At 38.5% G+C, this 13,925-nt stretch carries 11 protein-coding genes; 9 read left to right on the forward strand and 2 right to left on the reverse strand.

Going from position 1 to position 13,925, the window contains the following annotated elements; genetic code table 11:
* The first annotated feature begins 721 nt into the window (after window positions 1-721).
* The 8 genes from LH29_RS19110 (at window position 722) to yidC (ending at window position 11,705) form a co-directional block, all read left to right on the forward strand.
* On the forward strand, window positions 722-1,138 hold the full coding sequence (locus tag LH29_RS19110; protein WP_045032877.1) for a helix-turn-helix domain-containing protein: 417 nt from the start codon (window positions 722-724) through the stop codon (window positions 1,136-1,138).
* A gap of 761 nt (window positions 1,139-1,899) precedes the next feature.
* The gene (locus LH29_RS19115) at window positions 1,900-2,676 is read left to right on the forward strand and encodes a dihydroorotate dehydrogenase electron transfer subunit (RefSeq protein WP_045032878.1); all 777 of its coding nucleotides are present in this window, start codon (window positions 1,900-1,902) and stop codon (window positions 2,674-2,676) included.
* On the forward strand, window positions 2,670-3,581 hold the full coding sequence (locus LH29_RS19120) for a dihydroorotate dehydrogenase (RefSeq protein ID WP_045032879.1): 912 nt from the start codon (window positions 2,670-2,672) through the stop codon (window positions 3,579-3,581). Before LH29_RS19115 ends, LH29_RS19120 begins: the two co-directional genes overlap by 7 nt.
* Before the next feature lie 216 nt (window positions 3,582-3,797).
* Window positions 3,798-5,114 (forward strand): dihydrolipoamide acetyltransferase family protein, encoded by a 1,317-nt coding sequence (locus LH29_RS19125; protein WP_045032880.1) that lies wholly within the window; start codon window positions 3,798-3,800, stop codon window positions 5,112-5,114.
* A gap of 6 nt (window positions 5,115-5,120) precedes the next feature.
* Window positions 5,121-7,172 carry an alpha-ketoacid dehydrogenase subunit alpha/beta gene (locus tag LH29_RS19130; RefSeq protein ID WP_045032882.1) on the forward strand — a complete coding sequence of 684 codons (2,052 nt, stop codon included), beginning with the start codon at window positions 5,121-5,123 and terminating at the stop codon, window positions 7,170-7,172.
* Window positions 7,173-7,183: 11 nt separating this feature from the next.
* The gene (locus tag LH29_RS19135) at window positions 7,184-7,687 is read left to right on the forward strand and encodes a flavodoxin (RefSeq protein WP_045032883.1); all 504 of its coding nucleotides are present in this window, start codon (window positions 7,184-7,186) and stop codon (window positions 7,685-7,687) included.
* Between the two features lie 457 nt (window positions 7,688-8,144).
* On the forward strand, window positions 8,145-9,752 hold the full coding sequence (locus LH29_RS19140) for a CTP synthase (RefSeq protein ID WP_045032885.1): 1,608 nt from the start codon (window positions 8,145-8,147) through the stop codon (window positions 9,750-9,752).
* 3 nt (window positions 9,753-9,755) lie between these two features.
* The gene (gene yidC / locus LH29_RS19145) at window positions 9,756-11,705 is read left to right on the forward strand and encodes a membrane protein insertase YidC (RefSeq protein ID WP_045032886.1); all 1,950 of its coding nucleotides are present in this window, start codon (window positions 9,756-9,758) and stop codon (window positions 11,703-11,705) included.
* 85 nt (window positions 11,706-11,790) lie between these two features.
* On the opposite strand, the gene LH29_RS19150 is transcribed toward yidC, so the two are convergent.
* Window positions 11,791-12,429, reverse strand: coding sequence for an outer membrane beta-barrel protein (locus LH29_RS19150; RefSeq protein ID WP_045032887.1), 639 nt, complete (start codon window positions 12,427-12,429; stop codon window positions 11,791-11,793).
* A gap of 82 nt (window positions 12,430-12,511) precedes the next feature.
* A complete protein-coding gene (locus tag LH29_RS19155) occupies window positions 12,512-13,087 on the reverse strand; it encodes a TetR/AcrR family transcriptional regulator (protein WP_045032889.1) in 576 nt (191 codons plus the stop codon).
* A gap of 183 nt (window positions 13,088-13,270) precedes the next feature.
* On the opposite strand from LH29_RS19155, the gene LH29_RS19160 reads away from it, so the two are divergent.
* On the forward strand, window positions 13,271-13,915 hold the full coding sequence (locus tag LH29_RS19160; RefSeq protein ID WP_045032890.1) for a DUF2490 domain-containing protein: 645 nt from the start codon (window positions 13,271-13,273) through the stop codon (window positions 13,913-13,915).
* Window positions 13,916-13,925: the final 10 nt, after the last annotated feature.

A 13,925-nucleotide genomic window follows, 5' to 3' on the forward strand; every position in this document is an offset into this window, starting at 1 on the left:
CAGGAGCTGTTTTAAATCGCTTAGCCGATGAAATTGAGTTTTACTAAAGTGTTAGCGAAAATATACCTTGTCAATAAACACTACATCAAAGCGATTGGAATTGTTACTACAACTTAGTGTCCACTTGTAAAATTTACAAATATATCTTAAACGTAGAATAATAATGTAAAAACTATTTAATACTAAAAGTATACATATGTTTCATGTTTGATTTTTTGACACACTACAAATGTTTTACATGTGTAAATCAAATCTCAGAATTTAGTACTTCATTTTTGAATTGAAATCAGGATGCAATTGTATATATGTAACACGAAATAGGGTAATGTTTAAATAAATAAAGACTAAATATACAAAGTGAAAAATTGTTGTCAATATTTGCTATGTATAAATATACACAAGATGCAAATCTATTTTTAAATCTCTATATCAATGAATTACAATAATCATATAAAGTAGTTTAGTATCAAAGTTTGACAAAATACACTATTAGTGCTTTATTGTAGCAACATCATCGTATTACATATTGATATCCTGTTACTTATGCGGTTTATATGAATTGGTTTATCGGCTAAATTAAAGGTTTTTGCAAGTAATTTCGTATTTACATTTTATGAAAAGTAGTTGTTATATTCGAAAAGAATATTTACATTTGTTTTTGAAGTATACACGAAGTCTGTTGGACGCATGACAAATGTATCTTTGCAACACACCTTAGAAAATGAAAGACCGAATTAAAAATTTTATCGAGGTAAAAGGAATTTCAGCCGGAGAACTGGCTGCTGTTCTGGATGTGCAACGATCTAACATCTCACATATTCTTAATGGAAGAAATAAACCAGGTGCTTCATTTATTGAGAAGCTACTACTGGAGTTCCCTGATTTAAACGCTCGCTGGCTACTCACGGGTGAGGGAGATATGTTTAGTGGACAAGTAACACCGGATAACAGTCCGCAACAAAAGCTACCAATAGTTGAAGAAACTATTAGACAGCAACCTTTGGCTGAACAGCCAGTGAAGAAGAATATAATACCGGAGGAGAATATTGATAAGACAATCTCGGCTCTTGATAGCGAAATAGATAAAATGGTTATTATATACCGTGATGGTACATTTAATATATATAAGCAACGCTAAGAAATTATTGAAGAAATGTATTAAGCAAGGCTTATAAAATTATATAATGCATTTACGTGCATGAAGTATATTAAATACAGATAGTTTAAAAAAGGATTTTACCCTATAGTTTTAGTTATAATTAGAATAAAAGCACTTGAATATTATATGTTGTAGAGAATTGTAATCGTTTTTACAAAAAGGTACTTGACCTCCAAACGGTGGTTAAACCAGAGTAACAAAGAGGGCTGTAGCAATACAGTCCTCTTTTGTTTATATGTAAATTTACCAAATATATAAATATAGTTTATATTTGTAACATGGTTAAACTATTGACATTCAATTGCCGAATAAACAAAAGTAAACTTTTTACAAAAATAAAATAAAAAAGATTTGCATATGTAAATTAATAGTTTCATATTTGTAACAGCAAAAGTAAACAACAATACGACAGGATGATTAAAACAATATAGATTCAATTTACAAACCCAATTTAAGTTGATAAATCCAGAAGTCGCTTGGCCACTAGAAATAGTGGCCATTTCTGGTTTATAAGAGTATGTTTTTTTCAAAATGAAGTTAAATGTAAAAAAAGTAAAGTATTATTTTGTAAATGTAAATTTTATTGATACATTTGTATACACGTAAACAAAGACCCTTATTTTTTACCTAATTTAAATATAACATAGAAGGCCGTTATTCAACGGTCTTTTCTTTTTGTATCAATTCATGGCGCAAAATTCAACGATTATTCTATTATCTTTGCGGCAAAATCAGAATACATGCCAAAAAAGTTTGTTAAAGAATTCACCGTAATTGAAAATAGCGCGCTAAACGCTACAAACTTTCTTATCAAAGTACAGTCGGATACCGAACTTCCGGAGATAAAACCAGGACAATTTGTAAATATTGAGATAAAGGAAGCGGAAGAGATCTTTCTTCGCAGGCCTTTTTCAGTGTTTGAAGTGGATTACGAAAAGAATGTAATCTCGATGATCGTTAAAATACTGGGGCGGGGATCGCGTAAACTAACAGAGATTAAAGCAGGAAGTAAACTAAGTATGGTTTATCCACTTGGAAAAACTTTTACGTATCCGTCAGCAGACGATAAAATCTTGCTGATTGGCGGTGGTAGTGGTGTTGCGCCAATGCTTTTCTTAGCCAAAGAATCGGGTTTACCGGTGGAGAATGTTGACATTTTACTGGGTGCACGATCAAAAGAAGACCATATAAATGTAGATAGTTATAAACAGTATGCGAATTTACATTATGCATCAGAAGATGGTTCGCTTGGTGAAAAGGGATTTGTAACACAACATTCGGTATTTACCAATAACTTAAATATATACACTAAAATATATGCCTGTGGCCCGGATGGAATGATGCGTGCCATTGCAAAAGAAGCAAAAGCGGCTGATGTATTTTGCGAAGTATCGCTCGAAAACCTTATGGCCTGCGGTTTTGGCGTGTGTTTGTGCTGTATCGAGCCAACCACGAAAGGAAACCTGTGTGTGTGTACTGAAGGTCCGGTGTTTAACATTAATGATTTGAAATGGTAGATTTAAAAGTAAAATTACACGATATAGAATTTAAGAATCCGGTAACACTGGCGTCGGGTACCTGCGGATTTGCACGCGAAACAGCTGAATTCTTTGAACCAGGCTTGCTTGGAGGTTATTTTCTGAAAGGTACAACGCTTAAAAACCGCGATGGTAATAACTACCCGCGAATGGCGGAAACACCTTCAGGTATGCTTAATGCGGTGGGTTTACAAAATAAAGGCATCGATTACTTTATTGAAAACATTTATCCTGAGATTGTTAACTATGATACACAATTGATTATAAATGTAAACGGATCTACTGTTGAGGATTATATTGCATTAACCGAAAAAGTTAATGAACTGGATAAGATAAATGCCATTGAGTTGAACATCTCTTGCCCCAATGTTAAAGAAGGCGGAATGGCTTTTGGTGTAAGCTGTCCGGGAGCCGAAATGGTTACCCGCGAGGTTCGTAAAGTATACGACAAAACGCTTATTGTAAAATTGTCGCCAAATGTTACCGACATTTCTGAAATTGCCCGTGCTGTAGAAGGGCAGGGAGCAGATGCTGTGTCGTTGGTAAATACCTTTTTGGGAATGGCCATCGATGCCGAAAAAAGAGAACCACTATTATCTACTATAACCGGCGGATTATCCGGTCCGGCAATAAAACCTATTGCATTACGCATGGTGTGGCAGGTTGCCAACGCGGTTAAAATTCCCGTTGTTGGAATTGGCGGAATAATGACTGCTTCCGATGCTATTGAGTTTATGCTGGCAGGAGCTTCAGTTGTTCAGGTTGGTACAGCAATATTTAAAGATCCGATGATTCCGGTGAAGATTGTTGAAGGCATTGAAGATTACTTGAAACGCCACAATATGCAGTCGGCCAGTGAATTAATCGGTGCTTTACAAGTGTAGTATACATTTGGTTCCGTATACTTCTGTATATTACTTTTGTCATTCGATAAAATCTATCTGAGATAAATACTATTTAGTACGAATTTGCCCGATTTTGATCGTTAAAATTCTTTTAACTCTATTTTTGCATAAATTTAAAATTGCAATCTGAACATTTCAATTTTAGTTCTGTTGTTATAAGTGCAAATAGCAAAACATAGATTAAAAGTATTTATTATGGCAAGTTTTAATATCGTTATGCCTAAACTGGGCGAAAGTATCCAGGAAGGCACCATTACTAAATGGTTCGTAAAAGAGGGAGACACTATTGAAGAGGACGATATGCTCTTCGAAGTTGCTACTGACAAGGTAGACTCTGAGATCCCGTCGCCGGTAGATGGCGTAATCACAAAAATTAATTATCCGGAAGATAGTCTGGTTGCAGTTGGCGAAGTTCTGGCTGTTGTTAGTCTTGATGGTGAAGTTGACGAAACTGAACAGGAGGAGACCGATAGCAAAGACGAAAAAGAAGCCAAAACCGACGAAGCACCTGCAAAAGCAGAAACAACCGATGCTTCGGTTGATGACAGTAGAAAACTTTCAAACCGTTTCTATTCTCCTTTGGTAAAAACCATTGCTAAAGAAGAAAATGTTTCGTTTGACGAGTTGGAAAGTATAGAAGGATCGGGCGTTGGAGGCCGCGTTCAGAAGAAAGATATTTTAGCTTACCTGGAAAGCAGAGACAGTTCAGCAGCCCAGCCGGAAGCTAAAAAAGAAAGCAAACCAGCTGCACCGGCAGCGCCTGCAGTAGAGAGAAAAGCTGCACCTCCGGTTTCAGTAGGAGCCAATGACACTGTTGTTGAAATGGATCGTATCAGAAAACTGATCGCTGACCACATGGTGATGTCGAAACAAGTATCACCACACGTAACTTCAGTGGTTGAAGCCGATGTTACCGATCTTGTAATCTGGAGAAATAAAAACAAAACGGCTTTCCAGGAAAGATATGGCGATAAAATTACGTTTATGCCGATATTTACAGAAGCAGTTGCTGCTGCTCTGGCCGAATTCCCAATGGTTAACTCATCAGTTGACGGGGATAAAATCGTAATAAAAAAAGATATAAACGTTGGTATCGCTGTGGCTAAGCCCGACGGAAACCTTATTGTTCCTGTAATTAAAAATGCTGAACAGCGCAACCTGGTTGGTTTAACAAAAGAGCTGAACCGACTGGCTAATGCAGCGCGTAACAATAAACTCGATCCGGCCGAAATTCAGGGGGGAACATTTACTATTACCAATTTCGGATCGTTCGGAAATATTATCGGAACACCAATTATTAACCAACCGCAAGTTGCTATTCTGGCAACAGGAATTATCGAGAAAAAACCAGCCGTGTTGGAAACACCAAGCGGCGATGTAATTGCAATTCGTCATAAAATGTACCTGTCGTTATCATACGATCACCGTATTATTGATGGTGCCCTGGGAGGCGCTTTCCTGCGACGCATTGCCGATCATCTGGAACAATTTGATATAAACCGCGCAATATAATTTATTATGAAGGATTTAAAAGTACCAAAGCAATATACAATTAAGAAAACTCCGAAGGAGACTTTAGAGAATTGGTACCGGTTAATGAAGATTGGCCGTGCACTCGACGAAAAAGCACCCAATTATCTGAAACAGGCTATTGGGTGGTCGTACCATGCTCCTTATGCCGGACACGATGGAATTCAGCTGGCTATCGGACAAAGTTTTGAGAAGAAAAAAGACCACTTATATATGTATTATCGCGATATGTTGACTGCTCTTGCAGGCGGAATGACATCGGAAGAGATAATATTAAACGGTATTTCAAAGGCAACCGACCCATCAAGTGGTGGGCGCCACATGTCGAATCACCTGGCAAAACCCGAGTGGAATATGCACAGTGTGTCGTCGGCAACCGGAAACCACACTTTGCATGCTGTTGGAACCGGCCGCGCTATTAAATATTATGGCGAAAAAGCGGTTTCTATCAGTAGCCAGGGCGAATCGTCGGTTAGTGAAGGTTACGTTTACGAAGCGATTACCGGTGCCGATAAAGAAGAATTACCGGTAATTTTTGTGGTTCAGGATAATGGTTATGGTATTTCGGTACCTAAAAAAGACCAAACTGCGCAACGAAAAGTGGCCAATAACTTCACAGGTTTTAAAAACCTGCGCATTATTCACTGTAACGGTAAAGATGTTTTTGATTCGATGAACGCCATGGCCGAAGCCAAACGTTATGCCATCGAGGAAAGCAAACCCGTATTGCTGCAGGCCAACTGCGTTCGTATGGGATCGCACTCTAACTCCGACGATCATTTGCTTTATCGTTCAGATGCGGAAAGAAACTACGTGGTGGAATACGATCCGCTGGCAAAATACAGAAGGTTGTTATTGCGTTACGAGCGATTTACTGAAGAAGAGCTGAATAAAATTGACGAAGAAGTAAAATTAGAAATAAAAGCTTCTCATAAAGCAGCAATGGCTGCTCCGGATCCTGATCCTGCATCCATTTTCGATCATGTATTTTCCGATCCATATGTTTCGGAGAAATACCCTGAAGGATTGCATAACGAAGAAGGAGAGAAGACAAAATTTATTACGGCGCTTAACGAGACTTTAAAGGCTGAATTCCGAAATAATCCTGATACGTTTATCTGGGGACAGGATATGGCGAACAAAGATAAAGGCGGTATTTTCAACGTATCAAAAGGCATGCAGGCCGAATTTGGCGAGAAGCGTGTTTTTAACGGCCCGATTGCCGAAGATTTTATTCTGGGAACGGCTAACGGTATGTCGCGCTACCACGAGAAAATCCGTGTTGTAGTTGAGGGTGCTGAGTTTGCTGACTATTTCTGGCCGGCAATGGAACAATATGTTGATACCAGTCACGACCTGTGGCGATCGAACGGTAAATTTTCGCCGAATGTGACTATTCGCCTGGCATCAGGTGGTTATATTGGCGGTGGAATGTACCACTCGCAAAACATTGAAGGTTCGCTGGCTGCCATTCCGGGAGTACGTATTGTTTATCCGTCGTTTGCCGACGATGCAGCCGGACTGTTGCGTACATCGATACGTTCAGAAGGATTAACCATGTTTATGGAGCCAAAAGCACTTTATCAGGATCCGAAAGCTGCAACAGTAGTTCCGGATGATTTTGAGGTTCCGTTTGGAAAAGCACGAATTCGCCGTGAGGGTAGTGATCTGACTATCCTTACCTACGGAAATACAACGCACTTAAGTCTTGACGCTGCTAAAAAACTGGCAGAAGAAGGAATTGCAGATGTTGAAGTTATCGATTTGCGTTCACTGATTCCGCTGGATGAAGAGACCATTTTGAATTCGATTAAGAAGACCAACAAGGTATTGGTTGTTCACGAAGATAAAGTGTTTGGTGGTTTTGGTGGCGAGTTAAGCGCTCTCATCAATGAAAAAGGTTTTGAATACCTTGATGCACCTATTAAACGTGTAGGTTCGCCATTTACACCGGTTGGTTTCAACCGTATTCTTGAACAGGCGATCTTACCAAATACACAGCGTATTTACACTGCAGCAAAAGAATTAATTGAATACTAAAAATCGGAAAAATGAGTAAAACCGCAATTATATACAGTTACAATACTCAAAAATCGAAAAAGGTAGCAGAAAAAGTGATTGCTGCTTTTGGCGAGAAAGAGATTGAAGCAATTAATGCAGAAGAACTGAGCAAAGATGTACTGAATAAATATGACAATTTTATTCTTAGCGCACCAACCTGGTTCGATGGTGAATTACCCAACTACTGGGATGAGTTTGTGCCGGATTTGGAAGAAATGGACCTTAAAAAGAAGAAGTTTGCAATCTTTGGATTAGGCGACCAGAAAGGATATACAGAGAATTTTTGCGATGCAATTGGTTTACTGGCTGAAATACTTGAAGAGTGTGGAGCAACTATCGTTGGGGAAACCTCTGTTGAGGGTTATACATTCGAAGCATCGCGTGCACAACGAGGCGACAAATTTATAGGATTGCCGATTGACCAGGAAAACCAGGCCCGTAAAACAAAACAACGGGTTGAAGACTGGGTAGCGCAACTTAAGAAAGAGTTTTAAAGTTAATAGTTATCGATTTTAGAGAAAAACGCTTGCTATATAAGGTTTTTCTATTTGCATAAAGGCCGTTGGTGTTGACCAATGGCCTTTTTTATGCTTTGTATACAAATGTGTAATTCATAGAAGTGTTGTTATATATAGCTTTTATAAATGTGGGGCAATAATGAAAAGTTTATTGCTACATATGTATCAGTGTATTGGTTTACAAATGTATTCACTTTTGTAAACAAGTTGATCGCTATTTCTGGCTAATTAATATTTTTTGATATTCGGAGTAACTGATCAGTTCATTTTAAATACGCTCAGGAAAACGATTTAATTATTGTTAAGCAGAATAAGGTTTTTAAAAGCTCATTGTTATTAACTATTTACTATATCGGTTAAATTGCCGGTTCATTAGTTTACGGTTCGTATTAATTGATTAATTTTGTGGCTTCGAATTATAAATAAATTTACCGTGCCTGAAACTAGATACATATTTGTTACCGGTGGAGTTACTTCGTCGTTGGGAAAAGGTATTTTAGCCTCGTCGCTAGCCAAGTTGCTACAATCTCGTGGTTATAATGTTACCATTCAAAAATTGGATCCGTATATTAACGTTGATCCGGGAACGCTGAATCCGTATGAACACGGAGAGTGTTTTGTTACCGAAGACGGAGCGGAAACCGACCTCGATCTGGGACATTACGAGCGTTTCTTAAATACTGCAACATCGCAGGCTAACAACGTAACAACCGGAAGAATTTACCAATCGGTTATTGATAAAGAACGCCGGGGTGATTACCTGGGAAAAACCGTTCAGATTATTCCTCACATTACCGACGAAATTAAACGGAGAATTAAAATTCTCGGATCAAAAGGTAAATACGATATTGTTATCACTGAGATTGGGGGTACGGTAGGCGACATTGAGTCCTTACCTTATATTGAAGCGGTTCGTCAGCTGAAATGGGAATTGGGAAGCCGGGCAATGGTTATTCACTTAACGCTGGTACCATACCTGTCGGCAACAGGCGAATTAAAAACCAAGCCTACACAGCACTCGGTTAAAATGTTGCTCGAAACCGGAGTTCAACCTGATATCCTGGTTCTTCGTACCGAGCACGATATTGAATTATCAGTTCGCCAAAAAGTTGCACTGTTCTGTAATGTTGGATTAGAATCTGTAATTCAATCGGTTAACGTGCCAACAATTTACGATGTGCCGTTAAAAATGTTGGAAGAAAAGCTGGATATCACAGTGCTGAATAAGCTGGGATTAACCATTAACGAAGAAATTGATCTTTCGGCCTGGAATGATTTCCTTGCACGCCATAAAAACCCTACACAAACTGTTGAAATTGGTTTGGTTGGAAAATATGTGGAATTACACGATGCGTACAAATCAATTGCTGAAGCCCTGGTACACGCCGGAGCTGAAAACAGATGCAAAGTAAATATTAACTGGATTCACTCGGAAGAATTGAATGCCGAGAATATTGACGAGCAGTTGAAACCGATGAACGGAATTATCATTGCTCCGGGATTTGGTCATCGAGGAATGAAAGGAAAAATTCTGGCTGCACAATATGCCCGCGAAAACAACATTACCTTCCTGGGAATTTGTTTAGGTATGCAGGTTGCCGTTATTGAGTTTGCACGAAATGTAATTAATCTTGAAAATGCAGACTCATCAGAAATGAATCCAAAAACGCCACATCCGGTAATCGACCTTATGGAACAACAAAAAGGTATTACTAATTATGGTGGAACAATGCGTTTGGGAGCATACGAATGTCGTATTATCGACGAGAACTCAAACGTAAGCAAAGCATACAATAAATTAACGGTTCACGAAAGACACCGTCATCGTTACGAATTTAACGAAACATACCGTCAGCAATACATCGACGCCGGAATGATACCAACAGGAATTAATCCTGAAACCGATCTGGTAGAAATTGTTGAAATACCAGAACACAAATGGTTTGTGGGTGTTCAATTCCACCCTGAATACAGAAGTACGGTATTAAATCCCCATCCGTTGTTTATTGATTTTATTAAGAACTCATTACCTGAAAAATAAAAAATGGATAGAAAGTCGATTATTGGAATCGTTTTAATCTTTGTGATTTTGGTTGTATTTTCATTGATCAACCAGCCATCAAAAGAAGAAGTTGAAGCTGCAAGGCAACGACGCGATTCCATAGCACAAGTTGAAGCACAGCAAGCGCTGGAGCTGCAGAAAATGCAGGAACAGCAAGAAATGCAAAATGCGGCTATGGAAGCCGACACTGCAGTTCAGAATCAAATAATGCAGCAAAAAACCGAGGAACTTGGTGTTTTCGGAGCCGCATCAGTTGGTACCGAAGAGTTTACCACCCTCGAAAATAACCAGGTTAAAATTACCTTCTCAAACAAAGGAGGACGTATTTATTCGGTGGAGTTGAAAGACTACGAAAGATATGATTCAACACAATTAGTTCTTTTTGATGGGCCGGAAACGCTGTTTGGTCTGAATTTCTTTGCGCAAAACAGAAGCATAACCACTGATAACCTTTACTTTAATCAGGTTGGTGGTGCAAAAGATGTTGTGGTAAGTGGTCCTAAAGTTCCAAAAGGAGATGAAGGAAGAACAAAGTTTAACAAAGAAAATCCGGGTGGAACCGAGTCGGTAACTTTCCGTTTGGAAGTTGCACCTGGTAAATTCATCGAGTACGTTTATACACTGGCATACAACTCGTTTATGGTTGATTTTGACGTGAATATGCAGGGGATGGACAGCTATATTTCACGAAATCAATCGTACCTGAATTTTAGTTGGGCTTTTGATGTGCCACGTCAGGAACACTATTCGCGTTTTGGCGAAGACCGTTATACTTATATGACCTATAAGTTTTTTGAAGACGAGGTCGACAACCTGGATAAAAACAAATCGGACGAAGAAAACCTTTCAACAAGTGTTAAATGGATCGGCTTTAAGCAGTTATTCTTTAACTCTACAATAATTGGCGACGAAGCATTCCCGAATGCCCAGGTACGCCAGGAGAAGTACGATTACGAAGACAACCAGAATTATTTGGGAAATTTTAAAGCTGATATTGCCATTCCTTTCAACGGAACACAAAGTGAAAAGGTTGGTATGCAGTTTTATTTTGGACCGAACCACTATCAAACCCTAAAACAATACGGGCTTGATATGGAACGCCAGATTGATTTGGGATACGCCATTGTACGTCCGGTAAACCGTTACGTAATTATCCCGGTATTTAACTGGTTACGTCGTTCTATCGATAACTTTGGTATCATCATCCTGCTGCTTACGCTGATGATTAAAGTGGTACTGTTCCCGTTTACCTACAAATCATATATGTCGCAGGCAAAGATGCGTGCATTAAAGCCTGAGGTTGATGAAATAAATGCCAAGTTTCCGGGGCAGGAAAAAGCAATGGAAAAACAGCAGGCAACTATGGCACTTTACCGAAAGGCCGGAGTAAACCCAATGGGAGGTTGTTTGCCAATGGTATTACAGATGCCGATTTTGTTTGCCATGTTCTTTTTCTTCCCAACCTCTATTGAGTTAAGAGGAGAAAGTTTCTTGTGGGCAAATGACTTATCAACCTATGATTCGATTCTGAGCTGGGATTTTACCATTCCACTTATCGGAGACTTTATGGGTAACCACCTTAGTTTATTTACCATATTAATGACCATCACAACAATCATTTCTACTAAGCTAAGCCAATCGGCTACTTCAAGCCAGGCAATGCCGGGAATGAAAACTATGATGTACATTATGCCGGTAATGTTCTTCTTCCTGTTGAACAGTTATCCATCAGGTTTGAGCTACTATTATTTCCTTGCCAACTTGATTACTATTGGCCAGACTTACCTGATTCGTTCGTTTGTTGATGATGAGAAGATTAGAGCACAGCTGCAAGCCAATAAAAAGAAACCGGCGAAAAAGCAGTCGAATTTCCAGAAACGTTTGGAAGAAATGGCGAAACAACGTGGGGTGCAGGCACCAAAGAAAAAATAATATACTACTAGTATAAAGCAAAGCAGCCGGCTGAGAAATTCTTAGCCGGCTTTTTTATGTTTCTTTTTTGCGTGGCAATTATCTGCTAAAACAGTAATCCCAGGCTTATTGATGCCATTTTGTTGTGCAGATCGGGTTCTGATTTATAGACTTCTACAAATCCCATATCGTAATTTAATCCTACCTGTAACGCTTTCTGATTAAATACCGGAAACTGCATTCCCAGTTCCAGGCCCAAACCGGCATCAAAATCTTTGGTATCGCTTTTCATATCGAATTTTACACCATCCAACTCACCGTCAGCATCAAGCATGTAGCTTAAGTAGGGGCCGATAGCAAAATACAGACGTTGTCCTTTTTTAAACCCGGCTTTTTCTCCTGCCGAAAATTCAGCTTTTATCGGCATCGATAAATACTGAAGTTTGTTTGTTACATCCACATTCTCTTCGGTAAAGCTGCGTCCTTTTTGTTGGTACTCCAAACCACTCTTTACGGCAAAACCTTCGGTAATCTGGTATTTTCCAACAAAACCAATAGTTGGGCTAAAACGCACATCGCAGTTATTGGCCAGTTCCAGTAAATCTGACTGGCAGGCAGCACCAGCGCCAATTTTAATTCCGTAACTCATCTGGGCTTTTGAGGCCAGTGAAAGCCCCATTGTTAAAACAACTATCAGCATTAAGCTGTAGAGTGTTTTTCCTGAATAATTTGTTTTCTGTTTCATTTTTTAATTCTGTTTTCTATTCAATACTAACTTGTATTATTTGAACTAATATCTAAAATATTCGAATGTTGATGCAAAAAAATTAAGTACAAATCCCGTAAAAAAACATGTCGATTACATTATTGATTTTTTTTACCGACTCTTCAGTAGTGTGGGTTTTGGTTAGTAAAGGAACCTCGAAACCAATCATGCAGGTAAGAATTGCTTCACCGGCAAAATTGGCGTCAATAGGTTTAAATTCTTTATTATCAATACCATGGCTAATTATTCCGGCAATCATTTCAACTTCAAAATCACGGTAATTATTCCGTATTTTTTCAATAAAAGCAAATGTTGCCAAAAAATTGTCGTTTAAGGCCGTTGCCAGGTTGCCCCTTTGTACAAAACGTTTCATGCGAATATTCACATAGCTTCTTAACTTATCGACTGCCGAGTGCGACGCATTTATTGCCTTGTTTATTTCGGCTACCAATTGTTTTGCTTCATGCGCTACAACTGCTTCAAAAACCTCTTCTTTATTCTTGAAATAATAGTAAAGCGAACTTTTTCCTTTGCCTGCGGCATAGGCTATGTCGTCCATAGTAGTTTTTTTAAAACCAAAACGTTCAAAAACAATTCCGGCAGCTTCAATAATTTGTTGTTTCGAGTTCGCGCTCATAATTATTTACTTTATTCGACGAATTTGTTCCAAATGTACAGGATTTTTAGTTCTTAATTATATAGCATTACCTGATGTGAGAATGTTTTTACCTGAATTGCCAATTTTAACATTTGAAATGAAAAGCGACATTAAATTATAAATTCTGTTAAGGAAAATATATTGTTTTCTATTTTTACATCCATGCAAAAATTGTACGTAATATTATTGTTGATTCTTGCAGGCACTAGCAGTTTTGCACAAGAGCGCTCATTTGAACTTTGGAACAAAAACCAGGTTGAGATAGCCCCCTGGGAAAAAATAAGCATTACTGTTGCCGAGAAAATGCATTATTCACCTAAACGAAATACACTCGATTTAAAATACGGTGAAATATTTATTGGTCACCAGGTTTTAAACTGGCTGGAATATGGTGCTGGTTTTCGTGTGAGTTCAACAAACCTTCAGATTGGTGAATGGTTGCAGGAGAACCGCACTATGGTTTATGCAGACTTCGGAAAAGACCTTAAAAATTTTGAATTCGACCTTTATAACCGCTTTGAATACAGAATCTATAAATCGCTCAATAACTATTTTAGATACAGGCATTCGTTACGAATGAAATTCCCTGCGATTACCGATTGGGGACTGCAATTTTATTTGCAGGAAGAAGCGTTTATTAAACTAAATGGTGAGGGCACACATTTGGCTCGTTTTTATTCGGGATTAACAGCTTTTGAAAAGGAGCACATAGAGATAAAAATTTATTATGCACTGCAAAAACGTCAAGTCCTGAATCATTGGCTATCTGGCGATATTGTTGGCTTAAATTTAAGTTTTGAAATTTAAGCTGTCTCCA

Origin of the sequence: Draconibacterium sediminis (assembly GCF_000949475.1) — a bacterium.
Classification (GTDB): Bacteria; Bacteroidota; Bacteroidia; order Bacteroidales; family Prolixibacteraceae; genus Draconibacterium; species Draconibacterium sediminis.